Here is a 25,958-nt window from a genome sequence, read left to right on the forward strand (position 1 = left end):
CGAGAAGGTCACACCCGTTCCCATACCGAACACGGAAGTTAAGCTTCTCAGCGCCGATGGTAGTTGGGGGCTCTCCCCCTGTGAGAGTAGGACGCTGCCGGGCAAACGAAGAACAGTCTGTGAGACTGTTCTTTTTTTTGTGCTTTTTTAGTAAAAAGAGAAGTCTTTTAATTCGAAAGGTGCTCTTGAGCGGAGTTTTGTTGCCGGGGGCAGGCAGATGAGCAGGGTTTATGATTAGAATGGTGGGGTAAGCAGCTGCTTTGATTGCGAATTTCATCAATTGATCCGATAATCTACCAACTTGGCGGTTTATTTAATCAATCGGCCGATTAATTTACCGACTTCGGCACTTATTTTACCATTTGCCTCAAAACAGCCATAGACTGCCGCTAGGTTGCTGACATTGCTGGAAAAAGCATGCCGGGTGGACAACAGAGAAGTGTTTTTGATTAGAATAACGGGGAGAGCAGCTGCTTTGACTGCGAATCTCATCAATTGACTCGATAATCTACCAACTTCGTGATTTATTTAATCATTTGGCTGACTAATTTACCAACTTCGGCATTTATTTTACCATTTGCCTCAAAACAGCCATAGCCACCCGCTAGATTCCTGATATCACTGGAAAAAGCATACCGGGCGGGCGAATGAGCTGCATTTTTGATTAAAATAACGGGAAAAGCAGCTGCTTTAACCATGAATTTCATCAATTCACCCGATAATCTACCAACTTAGCGACTTATTTAATCAATTGACCGATTAAATTACCAACTTCCCCATTTATTTTACCATTTCCCCCAAAAACACCATCCAGAGAGCCCAACTCCAAAGCAAGGGCACTAAAAGGCCATCCGCCGTACAGCCAATCCGCCAAGGACGAATCACCATTCTCCCCCTCACCAACACAACCCGCACATCCCATACATCCTGTCCGTCTCTGCCCCACCAGCTGCAAAATATCCCGCCTACACGTTCTGCCTCTCTCCAAAATCAACTATCCCTTCCATGACAAGCACCCAAAAGCCCATCATCTGAATACTCTATACAGCTGGAAGAATTTGCTCTTGTTACGTTTGAGATATTTATTAAATGGGAAAATTAATAAGGCATCCATCTTGCAACTTTTTACATAATTCATTTATAATTAAAGTCAAATATAGTCAAAGTCAGGGAGGAGGAGGCCTGGTGAGGAATATATCCGACATAATCGAGAAATATCTGAAGGAAGTCTTGGAGCTTAGTGAACGGGAAAGTGTCGAGATCAAAAGGAGCGAAGTGGCTGATAAATTCCAATGTGTCCCCTCGCAGATCAATTACGTCATCAATACCCGATTTACAATCGAAAAAGGATATATTGTTGAAAGCAAGCGGGGCGGCGGAGGATATATCCGGATCATGAAGGTGCAGTCCTATGATCATGCGGATCTGATTGACCAGCTGCTGATGCTCATCCAAAGCAGGATATCGCAGGGAAGCGCCGAGAGCGTCATCTTGCGCCTGGTTGAAGAGGAAGTCATCACACGCCGCGAAGCTAAAATCATGCTCAGTGTAATCGACCGGTCGGTTTTATATATAGAGCTTCCGTTCCGCGATGAATTGCGATCAAGAATGCTGAGAGCAATGCTGACTTCGTTGAAGTATAAATAAAGATTAAGCAGCTGGAGAGGTGAGTGCATGATTTGCCAAGAATGTAATCAGAGGCCGGCAACGCTGCATTTTACAAAAAGCATAAATGGCGAGAAGATCGAGTTCCATCTATGCGAGGTCTGCGCCAAGGAAAAAGGCGAAATGTTCTTGATCAATAATCAGGCTTCCGGGTTTTCCCTCAACAGCCTGCTGGCGGGGCTGCTGAATATCGAGCCGGGTCTGCAGCAGCCGAAGAAAGAGCAAAGGCCGCAGGAGCATATCCTGCAGTGCAGAAAATGCCAGATGACTTTTAAGCAGTTCATTAAAATCGGACGGTTTGGATGTGCCCACTGCTATTCGGAATTCAAAGGGCAGCTTGACCCGATTCTGAAGCGCCTCCACAGCGGGAACTGGTCCCATAGAGGGAAGATACCGGCAAGAGCCGGCGGGAGCATTCAGCTCAGGAGAAAGATTGAAGACATGAGAAAAGAATTGAAGGAATTGATCCTGCAGGAAGAGTTTGAAAAAGCTGCCGAGCGCAGGGATGAGATACGGTCCCTTGAAAAGCAGCTGAGCAGCGGCAGGGAGGGGGACTGATATCGTGTCACTGGAACGTTTTATCAGCCAGGCGGTCAGTTCCTGGATGAGTGCGGAAGGCCCTGATTCTGATATTGTGCTAAGCTCCCGCATCCGACTGGCAAGGAATATGAATGTATATAAATTTCCGACTCTATTTTCAAATGAGGAAGCACAAAGCATCATTGAAGATATCCGGAAGATTTCGGCGGAGAAGCCTTTCAAAGGGCTAGGCGGAATGGAGCTTTTAGAGATGGGGAGCCTCCAGCCCCTTCAGAAAAGGGTGCTTGTTGAAAAGCATCTGATCAGCCCCAATCTGGCTGAGCAGTCTCCTTACGGTGCTTGTCTCCTGTCAGAAAATGAAGAGGTCAGCATCATGGTCAACGAGGAAGACCATATCCGGATTCAATGCCTGTTTCCTGCATTCCGGCTGACCGAGGCCCTGGAGATGGCCAATAAGCTGGATGACTGGCTGGAGGAAAACCTTGAATTTGCCTTTGATGAAGACTACGGGTATCTTACCAGCTGTCCGACCAATGTCGGAACAGGGCTTCGGGCTTCTGTCATGATGCACCTCCCCGGTCTGATGCTCACCCATCAGATGAACCGGATCATTCCGGCCATCAACCAGCTGGGGCTTGTGGTGAGAGGGACATATGGCGAAGGAAGCGAGGCGCTTGGCAATATTTTTCAGGTTTCCAATCAGATTACGCTCGGAAAGTCGGAGGAAGACATCGTAGAAGATCTGAAGAGTGTCGTGGGCCAGCTCATCGCCCAGGAAAGATATGCCCGGGAAGCATTAGCAAAGACTTCAAACATACAATTAGAAGACAGAGTGTACCGTTCTTATGGGATTCTCTCCAACAGCCGGATCATTGAATCAAAAGAAGCGGCAAAATGCTTATCTGATGTCCGGCTGGGTATAGATATGGGATACATCAAAGATATTTCCAAAAATATTTTAAATGAATTGATGATTCTTACACAGCCCGGTTTTCTGCAGCAATATGCCGGCGGGCCGCTCCGGCCTGAAGAACGTGATATTAGAAGGGCTGCACTTATACGTGAAAGATTGAAAATGGAAAAACAATAGTCGGGAGGATGAAAATATGATGTTCGGACGATTTACTGAAAGAGCTCAAAAAGTATTGGCATTAGCACAGGAGGAAGCCATTCGCTTAGGACACAGCAATATCGGCACAGAGCATATCCTGCTCGGCCTCGTCCGTGAAGGAGAGGGGATTGCCGCAAAGGCGCTGTATGCACTCGGGCTGGGCTCTGAAAAGATCCAAAAAGAGGTGGAAAACCTCATTGGCCGCGGCCAGGACTCCTCACAGACTCCCCACTATACACCAAGGGCCAAAAAGGTCATCGAACTCTCAATGGATGAGGCAAGAAAACTGGGCCACTCATATGTCGGCACAGAGCATATTCTGCTAGGCTTGATCCGCGAGGGCGAGGGAGTTGCCGCAAGGGTGCTGAACAATCTGGGAGTAAGCTTGAATAAAGCAAGGCAGCAGGTGCTCCAGCTTCTGGGCAGCAATGATTCAGGAAGCCATCAGGGAGGATCAGCGGCAAGCGCCAATACACCTACCCTTGATAGTCTTGCAAGAGATCTGACGGCCATTGCCAGGGAAGGCAGCCTTGATCCGGTCATCGGCCGAAGCAAGGAAATCCAGCGCGTCATTGAAGTGCTGAGCCGCCGGACAAAGAACAACCCGGTTCTGATCGGGGAGCCTGGCGTCGGTAAGACAGCCATCGCTGAAGGCCTTGCACAGCAGATCATCAACAATGAAGTGCCGGAGATCCTCCGTGACAAACGGGTCATGACGCTTGATATGGGAACGGTTGTAGCCGGAACAAAATACAGGGGCGAATTTGAAGACCGCTTAAAGAAAGTGATGGATGAAATCCGCCAGGCAGGCAATATCATTCTCTTTATCGATGAGCTTCATACTTTGATCGGTGCAGGCGGAGCAGAAGGGGCAATTGATGCTTCCAATATCCTGAAGCCTTCTCTTGCAAGGGGCGAGCTGCAGTGCATCGGCGCCACTACCCTGGATGAATACAGAAAATATATCGAAAAGGATGCTGCGCTTGAAAGGCGTTTCCAGCCTATTACGGTAGATGAACCGACAGCAGATGAGTCAGTCCAGATCCTTAAGGGGCTGCGCGACCGCTATGAGGCCCATCACAGAGTATCCATTACAGACGAAGCCATCGAGGCTGCTGTTAAGCTTTCTGACCGTTATATCTCAGACAGGTTCCTCCCGGATAAAGCAATCGATCTGATTGATGAAGCTGGTTCAAAAGTACGCCTGCGTTCTTACACTACTCCTCCTAACCTGAAAGAGCTTGAAATGAAGCTTGAAGAAGTCAGGAAGGAAAAAGATGCTGCCGTCCAAAGCCAGGAGTTTGAGAAAGCTGCATCTCTCAGAGATTCTGAGCAGCGCCTGCGCGAGCAGCTGGAGGAAACAAAGAAGAGCTGGAAAGAGAAGCAGGGGAAGGAAAACAGTGAAGTTACAGTGGATGATATTGCACATGTTGTGGCTAGCTGGACTGGAATTCCTGTGGCGAAGCTGGCCCAGACCGAAACAGCCAAGCTCCTGAACATGGAAGAAATTCTTCATTCCCGTGTCATTGGCCAGGAAGAAGCAGTCAAGGCGATCTCCAAAGCGGTCCGCCGTGCGCGTGCCGGACTGAAAGATCCTAAGCGTCCGATCGGCTCCTTTGTATTCCTTGGCCCTACCGGTGTCGGTAAGACCGAGCTTGCGCGTGCGCTGGCTGAAGCGATGTTCGGCGATGAAGATGCGATGATCCGCATTGATATGTCTGAATATATGGAGAAGCATTCAACTTCCCGCCTTGTTGGTTCACCTCCGGGCTATGTAGGCTATGAGGAAGGCGGCCAGCTGACAGAAAAGGTACGCAGGAAGCCATATTCAGTTGTCCTTCTGGATGAGATTGAGAAAGCACATCCGGATGTATTCAATATCCTCCTTCAGGTTCTTGAAGATGGGCGCCTGACAGATTCTAAAGGGCGGACAGTCGACTTCCGCAACACAGTCCTGATCATGACATCCAATGTCGGGGCAGAGGCGCTGAAACGCAATAAATATGTCGGCTTCAACATCCAGGATGGAGAGCAGGACTATAAGGATATGAAAGGCAAGGTAATGGAAGAGCTTAAGAAGGCTTTCCGCCCTGAATTCCTTAACCGTATCGATGAAATCATCGTGTTCCATGCCCTGGAGAAAAAACATCTCAAGGAAATCGTTACACTGCTTTCCGATCAGCTGGTTAAACGCCTGCAGGAACAGGAAATCGTCCTTGGCCTGACAGATAAGGCAAAAGAGAAAATTTCCGAGGAAGGCTACGATCCTGAATATGGTGCAAGGCCGCTCCGCCGTGCGATCCAAAAGCATATCGAGGACCGCTTGTCAGAGGAGCTGCTGAAGGGCCAGGTGCTGACAGGGCAGAATGTCATCATCGATGTAGAAGATGGGGAATTTGTCGTGAAAACAGAAGAATCTCCTGAAACTGCAACAAACTTATCTAAATAAACGTCATACTATATAATGAAAAGGTACACGGTGTACAATGCGTGTACCTTTTTCCATTCAAGGCATTTCGCTCTGCTTTTGAATAAAAATCAGCTATTTCCACTACTTTCCTTGGACAGGCATTTTTATATAGGCGGGCAAGTATAATATACTTTCCCTATAATGAAACTAATGGTGCACTTTTCACAATAGAAGAGAATGAGATAGAAAGGGAGAAACGGATGGCAAAAAGAAAGACCAAATTCATCTGCCAGGAATGCGGATATGAGTCCGCCAAGTGGATGGGCAAATGTCCTGCCTGCGGGCAGTGGAATACAATGGTGGAGGAAACAGAGAAGCCTGCAGCTGCAGGAAGAAGGGGTGCCTTTGCCCATTCGGCAGGCGCAACGCTTGCTTCTAAAGCCACGCCAATTACATCAATTGAGACAGTTAATGAACCGCGGATTTATACAGACCTGAAGGAGCTTAACCGCGTTCTGGGCGGAGGGGTGGTAAGGGGCTCCCTTGTTCTGATCGGGGGCGATCCCGGAATAGGAAAGTCGACGCTTCTTCTGCAGGTATCCAACCAGCTGGCCCGGAAGGATCATTCTGTTCTGTATATTTCCGGTGAGGAATCCATGAGGCAGACAAAGCTCAGGGCTGACAGGCTCGGGGTCGTATCAGATAATCTGCTGGTATATGCAGAAACGAATCTCGAGGAAATCAGCCGGACCATCGAAAATGAAAATCCCAGCTTTGTGATCATTGATTCAATCCAGACTGTTTTTCATCCGGACATCACCTCGGCCCCTGGAAGCGTCTCGCAGGTAAGGGAATGTACAGCAGAGCTGATGAGGATCGGAAAGACAAAAGGCATTGCGATCTTTATCGTAGGGCATGTCACGAAGGAAGGCTCGATTGCCGGCCCGAGGCTGCTCGAGCATATGGTTGACACAGTCCTCTACTTTGAGGGTGAAAGGCATCATACTTATCGCATTCTCAGGGCTGTTAAGAACCGATTCGGGTCGACCAATGAAATGGGCATTTTTGAAATGAAGGAATTCGGCCTTGAAGAGGTGGAAAATCCATCGGAAATATTCCTTGAAGAGCGCTCCCAGGGGGCATCCGGATCTACAGTTGTTGCCTCCATGGAAGGGACGAGGCCGGTGCTGGTTGAGATACAGGCGCTGATTTCTCCAACAAGCTTCGGGAATCCGCGGAGGATGGCTACAGGGATTGACCATAACCGCGTCCCGCTTTTAATGGCTGTGCTTGAAAAGCGTGTCGGGATGCTCCTGCAAAATCAGGATGCTTATTTGAAGGTGGCAGGCGGTGTTAAGCTGGATGAACCTGCGATCGACCTGGCAATTGCCGTCAGCATTGCTTCAAGCTTCAGGGATAAGCCGACACAGGCGTCGGACTGCATCATCGGAGAGGTAGGTTTGACCGGCGAGGTCCGCCGAGTCTCCAGAATAGAACAGCGTGTTCAGGAAGCTGCCAAGCTTGGATTTGAACGGATCATCCTTCCTGCTAAGAACCTTGGGGGCTGGGACTCTCCGCCGGGCGTGCAGCTAATCGGGGTCAATACAGTCAGCGAGGCCTTAAAAGCGGCATTAGGAGGATAAGATATGGACAATAAAAAACTGGGGGAAAAGACCCGGAGTGACATTCTGAAATTTTTGGCACCGGGAACACCGATACGCGAAGGGATAGATAATGTCCTGCGTGCAAATACAGGCGGACTGATTGTACTGGGCTGCAATGAGAAGGTAAAGGCGATTGTAGACGGGGGCTTTCAGATCAATTGCCCTTTCACGCCAAGTTATCTGTATGAGCTGGCCAAAATGGATGGCGCCATCGTCCTGAATGAGACAGGCAGCAAAATCCTTATTGCCAATGCGCAGCTTGCCCCGAATCCGGGCATCCCTTCATCGGAAACCGGGATGCGGCACCGGACGGCAGAGAGGGTGGCAAAGGAGACAGGGGCACTGGTAGTTGCCATTTCACAGCGGCGGACAGTCATTACGCTCTATCAGGGCCATTTCAGATATGCGCTGAAAGACATTGCCGTCATTCTTGCAAAAGCCAATCAGGCAGTCCAGACGCTTGAGAAATACAAAGTGGTGCTGGAGCAGAGCATCGCAAGCCTCGGAATCCTTGAGTTTGAAGAGCTTGTGACCTACAGCGATGTTCTTCAGGTGCTGCACCGCTATGAGATGGTGTTGAAGATCAAGCAGGAACTGATGTCCTACCTGAGTGAACTGGGCACGGAAGGCAGGCTGATCCGCCTGCAGATGAACGAGCTCTTGACTGACATGGAAAAGGAAACTTCTTTGATCATCAAAGACTATGCCTTTGATAAGGATGTCAGCACGAAGGAAGCAATCAGCAAAATGCAGGAGCTGGCAAGCGGCGAAACGATTGAGGACAGCATCCTCCTGAAGCTGATCGGCTATAGCGGCTATGTCCACCTGGATGAAGGAATTTGTCCAAGAGGCTACCGGATGCTTAATAAAATCCCCCGTCTCCCGCCAATCATTATTGAAAATCTCATCACCAGATTCCAGGAGCTTCCTGAAATCACAGCCGCTTCAGTAGAGGATCTTGATGAGGTGGAAGGCATCGGTGAAGTCAGGGCGAGAAAAATCCGTGAGGGCCTCAAGCTGGTCAAGGAGCAGCTGTTTGCGGACCGTCAGCTTTAATTGCCCATTGAATTGGGCTAGACAGTATGCTAAAATGGTGGTTTTATATTATTTGACACTATGTTTGCACGGTGCTACGCTTAAGGTGTATCAGTATATAAAACCTCCAATATTATTATTTTTAAATAATGTTACAAAAAACCAAATTAACATATTCTGCAGGTTTCAATTCAGGGAATTTGTTTATAATGATTAAAAGGAGGTGAAGGAATGTTAAAACGCATTGTACAGGCATGCTTTCTTATTACCGGGGGGACCCTTGGGATCTTTTTGATTCCGGACTTGCTCGGGCTAGTTGCTTTGGACGACATTCCTCTTTTAAATAATCCGTATGTGTCCGCTATTTTAGGTGCCATTATTTTTTATCTTATATCTTTTTGGGCAGTTGATTATGTAACCAATTTCGTGAGATGGGTAGAGGAATCATTGGTGAAAGCGCCTATAACAGATATTATTTTTGGCAGTGTGGGCCTTGCTTTCGGCCTGATAGTGGCATTTTTGATCGGCTTTGCGCTCAATGCAATCGAATTTCCGATTGTCAATACGGTCGCCCCGATCCTGCTGACGCTGATTTTTGGCTATCTTGGCTTCCAGGTGGGCTTTAAAAAGCGCGATGAGCTTCTGGGATTATTTACGAGCCGGAAAAAGAAATCCGGTGAAGAGGAAGCAGAACCAGTTGAGAAAAACGCATTAAAGATTCTGGATACAAGTGTGATCATTGACGGCAGGATTGCGGATATCTGCCAGACGGGCTTCCTTGAAGGAACCATCGTCATTCCCCAGTTTGTCCTTGAGGAGCTTCAGCATATAGCTGATTCTTCAGATGTATTGAAAAGGAACAGGGGGAGGCGTGGGCTGGATATCCTGAACCGTATCCAGAAGGAGCTTTCCATCAAGGTCGAGATATATGAAGGAGACTTTGAGGAGATCCAGGAAGTGGACAGCAAGCTTGTGAAACTGGCAAAGCTGACGAACGGTGTTGTGGTGACAAATGACTTTAATCTTAACAAGGTATGCGAGCTCCAGAAGGTATCTGTGCTCAATATCAATGACTTGGCCAATGCGGTCAAGCCGGTAGTGCTGCCGGGTGAAGAGATGAAGGTGCAGGTCATCAAGGACGGGAAAGAGCATAATCAGGGTGTTGCCTATCTGGATGATGGCACAATGATTGTTGTTGAAGATGGCCGTGATTATATCGGCAAGCACATCGACGTCCTTGTCACCAGCGTGCTGCAGACTTCTGCAGGCCGCATGATATTTGCAAAGCCTAAGCTGCTTGAAAAAGCTTTATAAAAGAGAGTTGGGAGACTGTTTATGCCTTATCAGGTAATTATTCCTGCTGCAGGCCAGGGGAAGAGGATGGGTGCCGGCAAAAATAAGCTTTTGCTTGAGATCCGCGGTGTGCCGGTATTCATCCACACGCTCAGGGTGTTTGAAAGCGATCCGGATTGCACAGGCATCCTGCTTGCGGTCAATCCGTCCGAGAAAGCGGAGATTGAAGCGCTTCTTGCCTTATACAATATCAAAAAAGCCGCCGGGCTCATTCCCGGGGGGTCCGAACGCCAATACAGCGTCTATAATGCGGTGAAGGAGCTGCAGGGAGATGGCATTGCCATGGTGCATGATGCGGCCCGCCCTTTCATTGACCAGCACCTGATCCGGGAGCTGACGGAGGCTGCGGATCAGGATGCTGGCGCAGTATTGGCCGTTCCGGTGAAGGATACTGTGAAAAAGGCTGACGGCAATCAAATCCTGGAAACAGTTGAACGTTCAAGTCTGTGGGCAGTCCAAACCCCACAGGCTTTTCGTGTTTCCACCCTCCTGCACATCCACCAGAAAGCCGCTGAGGAAGATTACCTCGGCACAGATGATGCCAGCCTGGCAGAACGGCTCGGCATCCCTGTAAAAATCATTGAAGGAAATTATGATAATATCAAGCTCACTACTCCTGAGGATCTGTACTTTGCAGAAGCGATTATCCGGAAACGTGAAGCACAAGGGAAATAACGTAAAGGGGAATATATTATGTTTCGAATTGGACAAGGCTTTGATGTACATCAATTAACCGAAGGAAGGCCGCTGATTATCGGCGGTATTGAAATTCCCTATGAAAAGGGGCTGCTGGGCCATTCTGATGCGGACGTGCTTCTCCATACCATTGCAGATGCGTGCCTCGGGGCAATCGGGGAAGGCGATATCGGCAGGCATTTTCCGGATACAGATCCTGAGTTTAAGGATGCTGATTCAGCCAAGCTGCTGGAGCATGTGTGGAAGATTGTAGATGAAAAAGGTTATAAGCTTGTAAATGCCGATTGCACCATCATTGCGCAGATGCCGAAAATGGCGCCTTATATCGGTCAGATGAGAGAGCGGATTGCCGAGCTGCTGCAGGCAGATGCGGACCGCATCAATGTCAAGGCAACTACAACAGAAAAGCTCGGTTTTCCGGGCAGGGGCGAAGGGATCGCTTCACAGGCTGCCGTCCTGCTGCAGAAAAAGGACTGAGCTCCGGAAAAATTAGCTTTATAAGGCAAAAACACGGTGTTAGAATATAGCAAAGAAGAAGGAAAATGACTACAATAGGAGGCTTATCATGTCTAATGAAATCAGGGTCCGCTATGCGCCAAGCCCAACCGGACATTTACATATAGGCAATGCCCGCACGGCGCTGTTCAACTATTTGTTTGCACGCTCAAAAGGCGGAAAATTCATCATCAGGATTGAGGATACCGACCTTAAGAGGAATATTGAAGGCGGAGAGGAAAGCCAGCTGAAATATCTGCAGTGGCTTGGCATTGATTGGGATGAAAGCATTGATAAGGATGGGGGATACGGCCCATACCGCCAGTCAGAGCGGAATGATATCTACCAGAAGCTGTACCTGGAGCTGCTCGATAAAGATCTTGCTTATAAATGCTATTGCACAGAGGAAGAGCTTGAAGCAGAGCGCGAAGAGCAGATGGCAAGGGGAGACAATCCTCAGTATTCCGGCAAATGCCGCCACCTGTCACAGGAGGACAGGGAAAAGCTTGAGGCTGAAGGCCGCAGGCCGAGCATCCGTTTCATCGTTCCGAAAGGGAAGGTTTATGCATTCAATGACATGGTCAAGGACGAGGTTTCCTTTGAGTCTGACGGATTCGGCGATTTTGTCATCGTAAAGAAAGATGGTATTCCGACTTATAATTTCGCGGTGGCTGCCGATGACCATCTGATGAAGATTTCCCATGTGCTGCGCGGGGATGACCATATTTCAAATACACCGAAGCAGCTGATGATTTATGAGGCCTTTGGCTGGGAGCCCCCTGTTTTCGGACATATGACGCTCATCGTCAACGAAAGCCGCAAGAAGCTCAGCAAGCGGGATGAATCCATCATCCAGTTCATCGAGCAGTACGAGGAGCTGGGCTATCTTCCGGAAGCATTATTCAACTTTATCGCCCTGCTTGGCTGGTCGCCTGCCGGAGAAGAAGAGATCTTCACGAAGGAAGAGCTGATCAATATCTTTGAAGCGGACCGGCTTTCAAAGTCGCCGGCTCTGTTTGATAAGCAGAAGCTGACATGGATGAATAACCAATACATCAAGCAGGAAGAACTCGATAAGCTGGTGGAAATTTCACTTCCTCATCTCATCAAGGCAGGAAAAGTAAGTGAAAACCTGACAAGCGCGGATGAAGAGTGGGTGCGCGGGCTTATTTCCCTTTATCAGGACCAAATGAGCTATGGAGCTGAAATCGTGGATCTTTCCGGTATCTTCTTCACAGAGGAAGTCAGCTATGATGAAGAAGCGAAAGAAGTTCTGAGCGAAGAGCAGGTACCGGAAGTGCTCTCTGCCTTCCTCGGCGAAATTAGCTCCCTGGAAGATTTCACAGCGGAAGAAATCAAGGCAGCGCTGAAGGCAGTCCAGAAAGGCACAGGCCATAAAGGCAAGAAGCTGTTTATGCCTGTACGTGCAGCCATCACAGGACAGACGCACGGACCGGATCTTCCAAAGGCAATCGCTCTTTTAGGAAAAGACAAGGTGAAAAATCGTTTGGCAAGCATTAATGATTAACATCTTGGCAAAAATGTAATATAGTAAGAGTAATTCAAATTTAATGATCCAAAAGTGTTGAAGAGGAAGAGTAGAAAAATGACGCTTCAATAGCCTTGCCCGCGCATTAAGGGTTAGGCTGAAAGAGAGAACCATCACCGGCTGAAAGTGGTTCAGGCCCCTCATTTTTTGAAGTGCCCCTCTGAGCCCCATTTCGAAATGCAGAGTAGACTTGGGCGGACTCCCTTCCGTTAACAGGGCAAAGTTGAGGCTCTTTTACATGTGCCTAAACAGAGTGGAACCGCGCTTGCAGCGTCTCTGTCATTATGACAGGGGCGCTTTTTTGTTGTTAAGTTCAAAAGCTTGCCGGGCTTGAAGTAAACAGCTTAAGGCCTGCTCCAGCGCCCGGTCCCTCGTATATGAGCCGCTCCGGAAAGGATTTCCCGGAAGGATGCTGGCCGTCTGGAGAAAAATTTCAACCGTCAGATATGCAAAAACAGGGAGGGGGAGAACAAATGTTCCGAAGGCTTAAAGAGGATATAGAGGTGGTCTTTGACCAGGACCCTGCAGCCAGGAGCTATATTGAAGTCATACTTACGTATTCCGGAGTCCATGCCATCTGGGCACATAGGCTGGCACATGCCCTGTTCAAAAGGAAATTCTATTTTTGGGCCCGGGTTGTTTCCCAGATCAGCCGATTTTTTACGGGTATCGAGATCCATCCTGGCGCAAAAATCGGCCGGCGTTTCTTCATTGACCACGGAATGGGCGTAGTAATCGGCGAGACATGCGAAATCGGTGATAATGTGACAGTGTTCCAGGGGGTCACCCTCGGCGGGACCGGCAAGGAAAAAGGGAAGCGCCACCCGACAATCAAAGATAATGCCCTGATAGCCACCGGTGCGAAGGTTTTGGGTTCAATCACCATCGGAGAGAACTCGAAGGTGGGAGCGGGTTCGGTCGTCCTAAGGGATGTTCCCCCCAATTCAACGGCAGTGGGTATTCCGGGCAAGGTCGTCATCAAAGATGGCGTGAAGCTCAAGAAGGATCTCAACCACAGCGATCTGCCAGATCCAGTGAGCGACAGGCTGGTCGAGATGGAGAAGAAGCTTCAGGAGATGCAGGTCGAACTGGAGGATTTGAGAAGAGAAAGGAGCCTTAAATAATGGCTATTGCTATTTATAATACAATGTCCAGGCAGAAGGAAGAGTTTATTCCCCTTGAAGAAGGGAAAGTCAAAATGTATGTATGCGGGCCGACCGTATATAACTATATCCATATAGGAAATGCCCGTCCGCCGATCGTTTTTGATACGGTAAGAAGATACCTGGAGTTCAGGGGCTATGATGTACAGTATATCTCTAATTTTACAGATGTGGATGATAAGCTGATCAGAGCTGCCAAGGAGCTTGGGGAGGATGTTCCGTCCATTGCCGAGCGTTTCATCGATGCTTACTTTGAGGATGTTTCAGCGCTTGGATGCAAACGGGCGGATGTGCACCCGCGCGTAACTGAAAGCATGGATCTCATCATTCAGTTCATCGAGGCCCTGATTGAAAAAGGATTTGCCTATGAATCAAACGGGGATGTGTATTTCCACACTAGAAGATTCGATGAATACGGCAAGCTGTCACAGCAATCCATTGATGAGCTCCGTGTCGGCGCCAGGATTGCTGTAGGGGAGAAGAAGCAGGATGCCCTTGACTTTGCACTCTGGAAAACGGCGAAAGAAGGGGAAATATCCTGGGAAAGCCCATGGGGCAAAGGCCGTCCGGGCTGGCATATCGAGTGCTCTGCCATGGCGAGGAAGTATCTTGGCGACACGATTGATATCCATGCCGGCGGCCAGGATCTCTCGTTCCCGCACCACGAAAATGAAATCGCCCAGTCCGAAGCGCTGACAGGAAAGACATTTGCGCGCTATTGGATGCATAACGGGTATATTAATATCAATAATGAAAAGATGTCCAAGTCGCTTGGCAACTTTGTCCTTGTGCATGACATCATCAAAAAGCATGATCCGCAGGTATTGAGATTCTTCATGCTTTCTGTCCATTACCGCCACCCGATCAATTACAGCGATGAGCTGCTTGAAAATACACGCAGCGGGCTGGAAAGAATCACAACTTCTTATCAGAACCTTGCGCACCGGAAGGAAGCAAGCGCCGAGCTGACAGACAACAACAGCGAATGGCTGAAAAAGATTGAAGATCTCCACGGGGAATTCATCAAGGAAATGGATGATGACTTCAATACAGCAAACGGGATCTCCGTCCTGTTCGAGCTTTCAAGGCAGGCGAATTATTATCTGCTGGAAAAGAATACGAGCGTCGAAGTGATCGAAGCCTTCATGAAAGAATTTGAAATTCTGTTCGATGTCCTCGGGCTGTCGCTTGGCGGCGAGGAGCTGCTGGATGATGAGATCGATGCGCTGATTGAAAAGCGCAATCAGGCGAGGAAAGAACGGAACTTCCAGCTTTCTGACCAGATCCGCGACCAGCTGAAGGAAATGAACATCATTCTGGAAGATACGGCCCAGGGCACAAGATGGAAAAGAGGCTGACGTCATGCTTCGCTACGAAAATAAGATCAATGAAAAGCAGCTGAACAGCCTCGCGCTTGCCTATATGGGCGATGCTGTATTTGAGCAGTATGTACGGAATCACTTGATCCAGAAGGGGACCGTGAGGCCGAACTTCCTTCATAAAGAGGCGACGGCTTATGTATCCGCCAAGGCGCAGTCCTATGTGATCCATAAATTCCTTGAAGCGGACTTTCTGGATGAAGAGGAAGCTGCTGTTGTCAGGAGGGGGCGGAACGCCAAGTCCGGAACCATCCCGAAAAATACTGATGTGCAGACATACCGGTACAGCACTGCATTTGAAGCGCTGATTGGCTATCTATATTTATCTGGAGCGGAGGAGCGGCTGGAGGAAATCATCTCTGCCGCCTTCCTTCACGCCGAGGAAAGGAAAGGGGGGCAAGGAAAGTGAGCCAGGATTTTATTATTGGGAAAAATCCCGTGCTGGAAGCCTTGAGGGCAGAGCGGGATATCAACAAGATTTTTATAGCGGAAGGATCCCAGGGCGGGCAAATGCAGCAGGTTATCGGCCTTGCCAAAACAAACGGGGTGCTTGTGCAGTTTGTGCCGAAGAAGAAGCTTGACCAGATGGCAGAAGGAATTCACCAGGGTGTCGTGGCAGCGGTCGCGGCCTATGAGTACGCCGAGGTGGATGATCTCTTCGCGGCAGCGGAGAAAAAGAATGAAACTCCGTTCTTCCTGCTGCTGGATGAGATTGAAGATCCCCATAATCTGGGTTCCATCATGAGGACGGCCGATGCTGTCGGCGCCCATGGCATCATCATTCCGAAAAGAAGGGCAGTGGGGCTGACCGCCACCGTGGCGAAGGCATCGACCGGTGCAATCGAGCATATCCCCGTCGCAAGAGTGACCAATTTGGCCAGGACGATTGATGAGCTGAAGGAAAAAGGTGTCTGGATCGCCGGGACGGATGCAAAGGGAAGCGAGGATTATCGCCGCTTTGACGGTACTATGCCGCTGGGCCTTGTTATCGGCAGTGAAGGAAAGGGGATGGGCCGCCTGATCCGGGACAAGTGCGATTTTCTGATCCATTTGCCGATGGCCGGACATGTAACATCACTGAACGCTTCTGTTGCAGCAGCACTTTTAATGTATGAGGTATACCGCAAACGCCATCCGCTAGAGGGATAAAAGATGGACATCCTTATAGTGGACGGCTATAACATCATTGGCGCCTGGCCTGATCTCAGGGAACTGAAGAACAAGGATCTCGGTGCAGCAAGGGACAAGCTTGTAGAAAAGATGGCGGAATTCCAGGGATACTCAGGATACCGGGTCATCATCGTCTTTGATGCCCATTATGTCAAAGGGACAGAGAAAAAGTTCAAGAACTATAAAGTCGAGGTTGTTTTTACAAAAGAAAATGAGTCTGCAGATGAACGGATTGAAAAGCTCGCCATCAGCCTGAACAACATCAAGACCCAGATCCATGTCGCTACGTCCGATTATACCGAGCAATGGGCCATTTTCGGACAGGGCGCCCTGCGCATATCCGCGCGGGAGCTCATGATCGAGATGGAAAGCACGGAAAAAAGGATCGAAAAAAAGGTAAAGAAAATTCAGGAAAAAAAGCCGGTTTCAAAGATCCCGCTCACGGACGAAGTGGCAGAAATTTTTGAAAAATGGCGCAGAGGACAGAAATGAGCGGTTGACGCTCAAAATTTTCCTGCTGTATAATAATTTTTATCCAGTGGTTTGTGCGGTCAGGGGGATCTGTGTGAGTACCGATTTCAAGACGATGACTAACGAAGAGGAAAAGAATTATCTTCAGCTCGAAGATGAAGAGATAATTGAATTGGTCCACAGGGGCGAGAGCGAGGCTTTGGATTATCTGATCCAAAAGTACCGGAATTTCGTGCGTGCCAAGGCAAGGTCCTATTTTCTGATAGGCGCTGATAAAGAAGACATCGTCCAGGAAGGCATGATCGGCCTCTATAAGGCCATCAGGGACTTCAAAGAGGACAAGCTGTCTTCCTTCAAGGCGTTTGCCGAGCTGTGCATCACCAGGCAGATCATAACAGCAATCAAAACCGCCACCCGGCAGAAGCATATACCGCTCAATTCCTATGTTTCGCTTGATAAGCCGATTTATGACGAAGAATCGGACCGGACGCTGATGGATGTGATATCCGGCGCCAAGGTGATGGATCCGGAAGAGCTGATCATCAACCAGGAGGAATTCGACAACATCGAAGTGAAAATGTCCGAGCTCCTGAGCGATCTGGAAAGAAAGGTCCTTGCCCTTTATCTTGACGGGCAGTCCTATCAGGAAATCTCCGAGGAGCTGAACCGGCATGTGAAGTCGATCGACAACGCCCTGCAGCGGGTCAAAAGGAAGCTGGAGAGATATCTTGAAGTCCGAGAATTTTCATTGTAAAGGCAATTATTACAAATAGATCCTTATTTCCTATGATTCTGACTCTTATTGACATGATAGGGGTGCCATGTTAAAGTTTGTAAGGAAACAGACAAGCAATAAGAAGGTGCCGATATGAGGAAAAAAGTTGTACTGGCTTGTGCAGAATGCGGGTCCCGCAACTATTCGACCATGAGCAATAAAGAATCAGAGCGTATGGAATTAAAAAAGTTCTGTGATACATGCAAGGCTCATACTGTCCACCGGGAAACAAAATAGCAATAGCACTCATTCATAGATCAGCAAGCAACCCTTGAAAGTTGGAGGTTACGAACCGTGAATTTTTTCCGTGATATTGGACGCGAAATGAGAAAGGTCAGCTGGCCAAAGCGCAAGGAGCTCACCAGCTATACGATAACAGTCCTTGTGACAGTAACGTTCTTCGCCCTTTTCTTCGCCGTTCTTGACTTAGGTATTTCTGAATTGATTCGTTTAATTCTTGAATAACTCCTGTAATCTCATGGTATAATGGAGAATAACACAGGAAACTTCTGCAAAGCCCGGAAACGGGTTTTTTCATTTGCTTAAAAAAAGACAGGCATCCGCGCCTGTTTTGGCCTGGGAAGAGCGGAACTCTTTAAGGGAGCCGGAGGAGGAAACAGGATCCGGCCGTGTTCACAGGTATATTGGAAACCTACAGAGGGAAGTTTGATTTTATTTAGACAGGGAGGGAAGGACGAACAGTCCTCTTGAATGGAAAAAAACTGGTATGTAGTCCATACTTATTCAGGTTATGAAAACAAAGTAAAAGCCAACCTGGAAAAACGGGTGGAAACAATGGCGATGCAAGATAAGATCTTCCGCGTGATTGTGCCTGAAGAAGAAGAAACAGATATTAAGAACGGCAAGAAAAAAGTGGTGAAGCGAAAGGTATTCCCAGGGTATGTGCTTGTCGAGATCGTCATGACGGACGATTCCTGGTATGTTGTCCGGAATACACCGGGCGTTACAGGATTTGTCGGTTCGGCAGGTTCGGGCTCAAAGCCTACGCCATTGCTTCCTGAAGAAGTAAATGTTATCCTTAAGCGCATGGGCGTGGATGAAAAGCGTGTGGACATCGACTTTGAAATTGGCGAAACCGTCAAGGTGAACGAAGGTCCTTTTGCGAACTTCACGGGCTCCATCGAAGAGATCGATAAAGACAAAGCGAAGATCAAAGTTCTGGTTAATATGTTCGGCCGGGAAACACCGGTTGAGCTCGATTTTACACAAATTGAAAAATTATAGCCTGAAAAACTTGAAATCCGCTTTTAAAAATGTTACTATTTCATAGGTCAGTATGTCTCGGACAACGAGGCTGGACAAATTGATTATGTTCTTTATTTTTAATATAAAGACTACAAGTTGAGTGGGAGGGAAATTCCCTATTACCACATCACGGACTTTAAGGAGGTGTGTCTCGTGGCTAAAAAAGTTATCAAGGTAGTGAAATTGCAAATCCCTGCTGGTAAAGCAAATCCAGCGCCGCCAGTTGGTCCTGCATTGGGTCAAGCCGGTGTTAACATCATGGGATTCTGTAAAGAGTTTAATGCTCGTACAGCTGAACAGGCTGGACTGATCATCCCTGTTGAAATCTCGGTTTTTGAAGACCGTTCATTTACATTTATTACGAAAACTCCTCCTGCTGCCGTTCTTCTTAAGAAAGCGGCTGGAATCGAGTCTGGTTCTGGTGAACCAAACCGTAATAAAGTAGCAACAGTTAAGCGTGATAAAGTACGCGAGATTGCTGAGACTAAAATGCCTGACTTAAATGCTGCTAGCGTTGAATCCGCTATGCGCATGGTAGAAGGTACTGCACGCAGCATGGGTATCGTCATCGAAGACTGATCCATGCTCGAAGATTAGGTTCTAATGGGGTTGCGGCTGAATTGGATTCACTCGCAACCTTTGTTCTGTAAAGCCCGGGCGCCCGGCCTTTTCGAGGGAGGGCGCCCCTGCTTTTGGGACGTGGGAGGTTATTCCGCTAAAACCACAATTCAAGGAGGAAATAATAATGGCTAAAAAAGGTAAGAAGTATTTAGAAGCTGCTAAGCTTGTAGATCGTTCTAAAGCTTACCCAGTCGCTGAAGCGATTGAGCTTGCTAAGAAAACAAACTATGCGAAATTCGATGCAACTGTTGAAGTGGCTTTCCGTCTTGGGGTTGACCCTAAGAAAGCTGACCAGCAAATCCGCGGAGCAGTCGTGCTTCCAAACGGAACTGGTAAAACTCAGCGTGTATTAGTATTCGCTAAAGGTGAAAAAGCGAAGGAAGCTGAAGCTGCCGGAGCTGACTACGTAGGCGATTCCGAGTACATCAACAAAATCAGCCAAGGCTGGTTCGAATTTGATGTAATCGTTGCTACTCCAGACATGATGGGTGAAGTTGGTAAGCTTGGACGTACATTAGGTCCTAAAGGCTTAATGCCAAACCCTAAAACTGGAACAGTTACTTTTGATGTAGAAAAAGCAGTAAACGAAATCAAAGCTGGTAAAGTTGAGTACCGTCTGGACAAAGCTGGAATCATCCACGTTCCAATCGGAAAAACTTCATTCGAAGATGGGAAGCTTGCTGAAAACTTCAACACTATCTACGATACTATGCTGAAGGTTAAGCCTGCTGCAGCAAAAGGAACTTACGTAAAATCTGTAACTGTAACAACAACTATGGGCCCTGGCGTCAAAGTTGATCCTTCTACAGCTGCAGTAAAATAATACCAATTGACAACAGCTTGTTTATTTCATATAATCTAAACTGTTGTGAAAATAAAATAACATTTGTACCGTAGACAGCAGGTGCGACAGCTTAATTTCCTGCCGAGGTCATACGATAGATTTTCTTTTGAACGGCTATTGTATACTTCCTCCATGTCTGCAAGATGTGGAGGTTTTTCTTTGGACGGTATAAATGAAAAAATCTACAGGAGGTGTAAGGATGAGCAGCGCTATTGAACAAAAGAAATTGATCGTTGATGAGATTGCTGATAAATTCAAAGCAAGCAAATCAACGATTGTAGTTGACTACCGCGGACTGACTGTTGCAGAAGTAACTGAACTTCGTAAGCAGCTTCGTGAAGCGGGAATCGAGTTCAAGGTTTACAAAAACAGCATGGCTCGCCGTGCTGCAGATGCTACTGAGCTTTCTGGCTTGAACGAAGCACTGACAGGTCCAAATGCGATTGCATTCAGTAATGATGATGTAGTTGCACCTGCGAAAATCCTAAACGATTTCGCTAAAAAACATGAGGCTCTTGAAATCAAGGCTGGTGTAATCGAAGGCAACATCGCTTCTGTTGATGAAGTTAAAGCACTTGCTGAACTTCCATCACGCGAAGGCTTGCTGTCTATGCTACTCAGCGTACTTCAAGCACCTATCCGCAATCTTGCTCTTGCTGCAAAAGCTGTTGCAGACCAAAAAGAAGAACAAGGCGCGTAAGCTAGTCTTTTCATAAAAAATTCAAACCAATCATAAGGAGGAAATTTTATCATGACTAAAGAACAAATCATTGAAGCAGTCAAAAGCATGACTGTTCTAGAACTTAACGACCTAGTAAAAGCAATCGAAGAAGAGTTTGGCGTAACTGCTGCAGCTCCTGTAGCTGTAATGGGTGGCGCTGCTGGCGGAGATGCTGCAGCTGAGAAAACTGAATTTGACGTTGTTCTTGCATCTGCAGGCGACCAAAAAATCAAAGTTATCAAAGTTGTTCGTGAAATCACAGGTCTTGGTCTTAAAGAAGCGAAAGAACTTGTTGACAACACTCCTAAGCCTGTTAAAGAAGGCGCTTCTAAAGAAGAAGCTGAAGAAATCAAAGCTAAGCTTGAAGAAGTTGGAGCTGGCGTTGAAGTTAAGTAATGCCAACTTTGAAAAGCCCGCTGCCCAGCGGGCTTTTTGCTTTTTTATTTTGTATGATTTATAATTCGTCCGAACAGGATGCATGATCCTCAATGTGTTTCCTCAGGTTGGAGGTGATTCTATGACCGAACATTATTATTCCCGCATGTCAAAAACTGAAAGTGATCCTGCTTATTGGAATTTTCCGCTAAGAGGGCATTCTTTCCGTTTTAAAACCGATAACGGTGTATTCTCAAAGAAAGAAGTGGATTTTGGATCAAGGCTTCTTGTTGAAGCGTTCGCATTGCCGGAGCTTGAAGGCAACATCCTGGATGTTGGCTGCGGTTATGGGCCGATTGGCTTGGCCATTGCCAAAAGTTTTCCGGAAAGGACGGTCCACATGGTTGATGTGAATCTCCGGGCGATCGAGCTGGCAAAGGAGAATGCGGCTGGAAATTCAGTCGGCAACGCTGCCATCTATGAAAGTGACCGCTTAACCGGTGTTGGCGGGGGCAAGTTTGCGGCTATCCTGACAAATCCGCCAATCCGTGCCGGAAAGCAGGTTGTCCACGACATTTTTGAACAAAGCTTCGAGCATTTGCTGCCGGGCGGCGAGCTCTGGGTTGTCATCCAGAAAAAGCAGGGTGCCCCTTCAGCAATTGAGAAACTGGACTCGCTTTTTTCAGAGGTGGAAACCATAGAAAAGAAAAAAGGCTACTTTATTTTAAAAGCGAAAAAAAGTTGACTTGACTTTTTCTCTATGATAGTATTGTAAAATGCCAACATAATACTTTCCGATTTATTTGCTATTTTGCAGTCGTTCTGTATAAATTTGGCTATAATGGGAAAGCTAATAAAATAATAGTCGAAATGTGAAAATGTGGTTTTTGAGTTGAAAACCCTTTTTCTTTTTGTCTTATGAAAAGTAAAAGCTGTCTGCGCCCGAGGGGGATTGGCAATGCCGGTTTGTTTAAATGCCGGTTTCTCTTTTGGACAGGGTGCTTGCGCTTTTCGATAAATAACGCTTGATTTGAGGGGTGAATCAGTTGACAGGTCAACTAGTTCAGTATGGACGACACCGCCAACGTAGAAGTTACGCACGAATCAGTGAAGTTTTGGATTTGCCTAATCTAATTGAAATCCAAACCTCTTCTTATCAATGGTTTCTTGATGAGGGTCTTCGTGAAATGTTCCAGGACATTTCGCCAATTGAAGACTTTACTGGTAACTTATCGCTTGAATTTATTGATTACAGCCTTGGCGATCCAAAGTATTCCGTTGAGGAATCGAAAGAACGAGATGTTACATATTCAGCACCTTTGCGTGTTAAAGTGCGTCTTGTAAACAAAGAAACAGGCGAAGTTAAAGACCAGGATGTCTTTATGGGTGACTTCCCGCTTATGACAGAAACAGGTACGTTTGTGATCAATGGAGCAGAACGCGTCATCGTTTCTCAGTTAGTACGTTCACCGAGTGTATACTATAGCGGAAAGCTGGATAAAAACGGGAAAAGAGGCTTCTCTGCTACTGTTATCCCGAACCGCGGCGCCTGGCTTGAATATGAAACAGATGCCAAGGATGTCGTATACGTTAGAATAGATCGTACTCGGAAACTGCCCGTTACGGTTCTTTTGCGTGCACTTGGGTTCGGCTCTGATCAAGAAATCATTGATTTGATCGGAGACAATGAATATATCCGCAATACGCTTGAAAAAGACAACACAGAAAGTACAGATAAAGCCCTTCTGGAAATCTATGAGCGTCTTCGTCCGGGCGAGCCGCCGACTGTAGAAAATGCAAAAAGCCTGCTCGTTTCCAGATTCTTTGATCCAAAGCGCTATGATTTAGCGAATGTTGGACGCTATAAGATCAACAAGAAGCTTCATATTAAAAACAGACTGTTCAACCAGCGCCTTGCTGAGACACTGGTTGATCCAGAAACAGGCGAAATCATCGCAGAGAAAGGGACAATGCTGGACCGCCGCAACCTGGACCGCATCATCCCTAATCTTGAAAACAATATCGGCTTCAGGACAGCAGCTCCTTCAGGCGGAGTGGTGGAGGACGAGGTCCTTCTTCAATCCATCAAGGTCTATGCCCCTAATGAAGACGGAGAGAAAGAGATCAATATCATCGGCAATGCCTATGTTGAGGAAGCGGTCAAGAATATCGCTCCTTCTGATATCATTGCGTCGATTGGCTATTTCTTCAACCTTCTTCACGGAGTCGGCGATACAGATGATATCGACCACCTGGGGAACAGACGTCTACGTTCAGTTGGCGAACTGCTCCAGAACCAGTTCCGAATCGGACTTTCCAGGATGGAACGTGTTGTCCGTGAGAGGATGTCCATCCAGGATACAAATACAATTACACCGCAGCAGCTGATCAACATCAGGCCTGTTATCGCTTCAATCAAAGAGTTCTTTGGAAGCTCACAGCTTTCACAGTTCATGGACCAGACAAACCCGCTTGCCGAGCTGACGCATAAGCGCCGTCTATCTGCATTGGGGCCAGGCGGTCTGACTCGTGAGCGCGCCGGCTTTGAAGTCCGTGACGTTCACTATTCACACTATGGCCGCATGTGTCCGATTGAAACGCCGGAAGGACCGAACATTGGTCTGATCAACTCATTGTCATCCTTTGCAAAGGTTAACCGCTTCGGTTTCATCGAAACGCCATACCGCCGCATCAACCCTGAGACCGGCAGAGTGACAGACCAGATCGATTACCTGACAGCTGATGAAGAAGATAACTATGTTGTTGCACAGGCGAATGCGCGCCTTGGTGATGACGGTACTTTCCTTGACGATGAAGTCGTCGCGCGTTTCCGCGGGGAAAATACGGTTGTGCCGAAAGACCGCGTTGACTATATGGATGTATCGCCTAAGCAGGTAGTGTCAGCCGCGACAGCATGTATTCCTTTCCTTGAAAACGATGACTCCAACCGTGCCCTCATGGGAGCGAACATGCAGCGTCAGGCAGTACCATTGCTGCAGCCTGAAGCACCTCGTGTAGGTACAGGAATGGAGTATGTGTCCGGGAAAGACTCCGGTGCAGCTGTCATCTGTAAGCATGAAGGAATCGTCGAGCATGTTGAAGCACGTGAAGTCTGGGTGCGCCGCATTTCCGAGGTCAATGGCCAGGAAGTCAAAGGCGACCTTGATAAATACAGGATGCTGAAATTCATCCGCTCCAACCAGGGAACATGCTATAACCAGCGCCCGATTGTTGCTGTTGGAAACCGTGTGACAAAAGGTGAAATCCTTGCCGACGGACCTTCCATGGAGCTTGGCGAGCTTGCGCTTGGCCGCAACGTGCTTGTTGCCTTCATGACTTGGGACGGCTATAACTATGAGGATGCGATCATTATGAGCGAACGCCTTGTAAAAGACGACGTTTATACTTCCATCCACATTGAAGAATATGAATCAGAATCAAGAGATACCAAGCTTGGGCCTGAAGAAATCACCCGTGACATCCCGAATGTCGGTGAAGATGCACTCCGCAATCTTGATGAGCGCGGAATCATCCGTACGGGTGCTGAAGTAAAGGATGGCGACCTGCTTGTCGGTAAGGTTACTCCTAAGGGTGTAACAGAGCTGACTGCCGAAGAGCGCCTTCTGCATGCCATCTTTGGCGAGAAAGCCCGTGAAGTGCGTGATACTTCCCTTCGTGTTCCTCACGGAGGAGGCGGAATCGTGCTTGATGTCAAAGTCTTCAACCGTGAAGACGGAGATGAGCTGCCGCCAGGCGTGAACCAGCTTGTACGTGTATATATCGTTCAGAAGCGTAAGATCTCCGAGGGAGATAAAATGGCGGGACGCCACGGAAATAAAGGGGTAATCTCCCGGATTCTTCCGGAAGAAGATATGCCTTACCTTCCAGATGGCACACCTGTCGACATCATGTTGAACCCGTTGGGGGTTCCTTCCCGTATGAACATCGGGCAGGTGCTTGAACTCCACCTCGGCATGGCTGCGAGAGCGCTGGGCATCCATGTCGCTTCACCGGTATTCGATGGAGCGCGCGAGGAAGATGTCTGGTCAACAATCGAAGAAGCCGGCATGGCCCGTGATGCAAAGACAGTCCTGTACGACGGCCGTTCGGGAGAACCGTTCGACAACCGCGTATCTGTCGGCGTCATGTACATGATCAAACTGGCCCACATGGTTGATGATAAGCTCCATGCCCGCTCAACAGGCCCTTACTCACTTGTTACGCAGCAGCCTCTTGGCGGTAAAGCCCAGTTCGGCGGACAGCGTTTCGGGGAGATGGAGGTCTGGGCGCTTGAAGCTTATGGTGCCGCCTATACATTGCAGGAAATCCTGACAGTTAAGTCAGATGACGTTGTCGGACGTGTGAAAACGTACGAAGCGATCGTCAAAGGCGAGAATGTACCTGAGCCTGGGGTGCCGGAATCCTTCCGCGTATTGATGAAAGAGCTTCAGAGCTTGGGTATGGATGTTAAGATCCTGTCAGGTGATGAGAAGGAAATTGAAATGCGCGATCTTGAGGACGATGATGATGTGCAGCAGGCTGAATCGCTGACCATCGCACCGGACACAGAGGAAGCAAACACTGAAAAAGTAGCTAGCAAAGAATAAATAGCATAACTATATAAATTTGACTGCCGCTCCGCCTTAACGGGCGGA

26 protein-coding genes, 1 rRNA gene and 1 other annotated feature are annotated in these 25,958 nt (G+C 48.0%); of the genes, 26 read left to right on the forward strand and 1 reads right to left on the reverse strand.

The annotated features are described in order from the left end of the window. A 5S ribosomal RNA gene (gene rrf / locus LCM00_RS21685) occupies window positions 1–103 on the forward strand; the annotation flags it as partial. Window positions 104–524: 421 nt separating this feature from the next. Here rrf and LCM00_RS21690 read toward each other — a convergent pair. Next, window positions 525–698, reverse strand: a complete 174-nt coding sequence (locus LCM00_RS21690) for a hypothetical protein (RefSeq protein ID WP_224905974.1) — start codon at window positions 696–698, stop codon at window positions 525–527. A 484-nt stretch (window positions 699–1,182) separates the two neighbouring features. Here LCM00_RS21690 and LCM00_RS21695 point away from each other — a divergent pair, with 484 nt between their 5' ends. The 25 genes from LCM00_RS21695 (at window position 1,183) to rpoB (ending at window position 25,910) form a co-directional block, all read left to right on the forward strand. After that, on the forward strand, window positions 1,183–1,647 hold the full coding sequence (locus LCM00_RS21695) for a CtsR family transcriptional regulator (RefSeq protein WP_263623464.1): 465 nt from the start codon (window positions 1,183–1,185) through the stop codon (window positions 1,645–1,647). 27 nt (window positions 1,648–1,674) lie between these two features. Beyond that, the gene (locus LCM00_RS21700; protein ID WP_224905976.1) at window positions 1,675–2,223 is read left to right on the forward strand and encodes a UvrB/UvrC motif-containing protein; all 549 of its coding nucleotides are present in this window, start codon (window positions 1,675–1,677) and stop codon (window positions 2,221–2,223) included. Window positions 2,224–2,227: 4 nt separating this feature from the next. Continuing rightward, window positions 2,228–3,295, forward strand: coding sequence for a protein arginine kinase (locus LCM00_RS21705; protein WP_224905978.1), 1,068 nt, complete (start codon window positions 2,228–2,230; stop codon window positions 3,293–3,295). A 16-nt stretch (window positions 3,296–3,311) separates the two neighbouring features. Then, window positions 3,312–5,765 (forward strand): ATP-dependent protease ATP-binding subunit ClpC, encoded by a 2,454-nt coding sequence (gene clpC / locus LCM00_RS21710; protein WP_148976990.1) that lies wholly within the window; start codon window positions 3,312–3,314, stop codon window positions 5,763–5,765. A 221-nt stretch (window positions 5,766–5,986) separates the two neighbouring features. Further along, on the forward strand, window positions 5,987–7,369 hold the full coding sequence (gene radA / locus LCM00_RS21715; protein ID WP_224905988.1) for a DNA repair protein RadA: 1,383 nt from the start codon (window positions 5,987–5,989) through the stop codon (window positions 7,367–7,369). A gap of 3 nt (window positions 7,370–7,372) precedes the next feature. Next, a complete protein-coding gene (gene disA, locus LCM00_RS21720; RefSeq protein ID WP_009791539.1) occupies window positions 7,373–8,446 on the forward strand; it encodes a DNA integrity scanning diadenylate cyclase DisA in 1,074 nt (357 codons plus the stop codon). Between the two features lie 210 nt (window positions 8,447–8,656). Further along, window positions 8,657–9,739, forward strand: coding sequence for a PIN/TRAM domain-containing protein (locus LCM00_RS21725; RefSeq protein ID WP_009791540.1), 1,083 nt, complete (start codon window positions 8,657–8,659; stop codon window positions 9,737–9,739). 21 nt (window positions 9,740–9,760) lie between these two features. After that, complete coding sequence (gene ispD / locus LCM00_RS21730; RefSeq protein ID WP_224905990.1) at window positions 9,761–10,453, forward strand: 2-C-methyl-D-erythritol 4-phosphate cytidylyltransferase; 693 nt, start codon at window positions 9,761–9,763, stop codon at window positions 10,451–10,453. 18 nt (window positions 10,454–10,471) lie between these two features. Then, on the forward strand, window positions 10,472–10,951 hold the full coding sequence (ispF, locus tag LCM00_RS21735; protein WP_009791542.1) for a 2-C-methyl-D-erythritol 2,4-cyclodiphosphate synthase: 480 nt from the start codon (window positions 10,472–10,474) through the stop codon (window positions 10,949–10,951). Window positions 10,952–11,039: 88 nt separating this feature from the next. Further along, window positions 11,040–12,497, forward strand: coding sequence for a glutamate--tRNA ligase (gene gltX, locus LCM00_RS21740; RefSeq protein ID WP_224905992.1), 1,458 nt, complete (start codon window positions 11,040–11,042; stop codon window positions 12,495–12,497). Window positions 12,498–12,991: 494 nt separating this feature from the next. Further along, entirely contained in the window at window positions 12,992–13,642 is a 651-nt protein-coding gene (gene epsC / locus LCM00_RS21745) for a serine O-acetyltransferase EpsC (protein WP_224905994.1), read from the forward strand. After that, complete coding sequence (gene cysS / locus LCM00_RS21750; protein WP_009791546.1) at window positions 13,642–15,039, forward strand: cysteine--tRNA ligase; 1,398 nt, start codon at window positions 13,642–13,644, stop codon at window positions 15,037–15,039. Before epsC ends, cysS begins: the two co-directional genes overlap by 1 nt. 4 nt (window positions 15,040–15,043) lie before the next feature. Then, window positions 15,044–15,469, forward strand: coding sequence for a Mini-ribonuclease 3 (locus LCM00_RS21755; RefSeq protein WP_224905996.1), 426 nt, complete (start codon window positions 15,044–15,046; stop codon window positions 15,467–15,469). Next, window positions 15,466–16,209, forward strand: a complete 744-nt coding sequence (gene rlmB, locus LCM00_RS21760; RefSeq protein ID WP_224905998.1) for a 23S rRNA (guanosine(2251)-2'-O)-methyltransferase RlmB — start codon at window positions 15,466–15,468, stop codon at window positions 16,207–16,209. Before LCM00_RS21755 ends, rlmB begins: the two co-directional genes overlap by 4 nt. Before the next feature lie 3 nt (window positions 16,210–16,212). Next, window positions 16,213–16,722: an NYN domain-containing protein gene (locus LCM00_RS21765; protein ID WP_224906000.1), complete on the forward strand. Its 510-nt coding sequence runs from the start codon at window positions 16,213–16,215 to the stop codon at window positions 16,720–16,722. Between the two features lie 94 nt (window positions 16,723–16,816). Next, entirely contained in the window at window positions 16,817–17,455 is a 639-nt protein-coding gene (gene sigH, locus LCM00_RS21770) for an RNA polymerase sporulation sigma factor SigH (protein WP_224906048.1), read from the forward strand. 114 nt (window positions 17,456–17,569) lie between these two features. Then, window positions 17,570–17,713 carry a 50S ribosomal protein L33 gene (gene rpmG, locus LCM00_RS21775; RefSeq protein ID WP_009791551.1) on the forward strand — a complete coding sequence of 48 codons (144 nt, stop codon included), beginning with the start codon at window positions 17,570–17,572 and terminating at the stop codon, window positions 17,711–17,713. 57 nt (window positions 17,714–17,770) lie between these two features. Beyond that, window positions 17,771–17,941 (forward strand): preprotein translocase subunit SecE, encoded by a 171-nt coding sequence (gene secE / locus LCM00_RS21780; RefSeq protein ID WP_009791552.1) that lies wholly within the window; start codon window positions 17,771–17,773, stop codon window positions 17,939–17,941. Window positions 17,942–18,187: 246 nt separating this feature from the next. Continuing rightward, a complete protein-coding gene (nusG, locus tag LCM00_RS21785; protein ID WP_009791553.1) occupies window positions 18,188–18,721 on the forward strand; it encodes a transcription termination/antitermination protein NusG in 534 nt (177 codons plus the stop codon). Window positions 18,722–18,895: 174 nt separating this feature from the next. Continuing rightward, complete coding sequence (rplK, locus tag LCM00_RS21790; RefSeq protein ID WP_141195060.1) at window positions 18,896–19,321, forward strand: 50S ribosomal protein L11; 426 nt, start codon at window positions 18,896–18,898, stop codon at window positions 19,319–19,321. A 166-nt stretch (window positions 19,322–19,487) separates the two neighbouring features. Beyond that, complete coding sequence (rplA, locus tag LCM00_RS21795; RefSeq protein ID WP_148976997.1) at window positions 19,488–20,186, forward strand: 50S ribosomal protein L1; 699 nt, start codon at window positions 19,488–19,490, stop codon at window positions 20,184–20,186. A 50-nt stretch (window positions 20,187–20,236) separates the two neighbouring features. Next, window positions 20,237–20,374, forward strand: a sequence feature (ribosomal protein L10 leader region). Window positions 20,375–20,406: 32 nt separating this feature from the next. Then, window positions 20,407–20,907: a 50S ribosomal protein L10 gene (gene rplJ, locus LCM00_RS21800; protein ID WP_224906002.1), complete on the forward strand. Its 501-nt coding sequence runs from the start codon at window positions 20,407–20,409 to the stop codon at window positions 20,905–20,907. 51 nt (window positions 20,908–20,958) lie between these two features. Then, window positions 20,959–21,324 carry a 50S ribosomal protein L7/L12 gene (rplL, locus tag LCM00_RS21805; protein ID WP_022543217.1) on the forward strand — a complete coding sequence of 122 codons (366 nt, stop codon included), beginning with the start codon at window positions 20,959–20,961 and terminating at the stop codon, window positions 21,322–21,324. A gap of 121 nt (window positions 21,325–21,445) precedes the next feature. Continuing rightward, on the forward strand, window positions 21,446–22,048 hold the full coding sequence (locus tag LCM00_RS21810) for a class I SAM-dependent methyltransferase (RefSeq protein ID WP_224906004.1): 603 nt from the start codon (window positions 21,446–21,448) through the stop codon (window positions 22,046–22,048). 301 nt (window positions 22,049–22,349) lie between these two features. Continuing rightward, window positions 22,350–25,910 carry a DNA-directed RNA polymerase subunit beta gene (gene rpoB / locus LCM00_RS21815; protein WP_035401163.1) on the forward strand — a complete coding sequence of 1,187 codons (3,561 nt, stop codon included), beginning with the start codon at window positions 22,350–22,352 and terminating at the stop codon, window positions 25,908–25,910. The last annotated feature ends 48 nt before the right edge of the window (window positions 25,911–25,958 follow it).

The sequence above is a fragment of the Bacillus infantis genome (genome assembly GCF_020171945.1).
GTDB lineage: Bacteria > Bacillota > Bacilli > Bacillales > Cytobacillaceae > Bacillus_AB > Bacillus_AB infantis_A.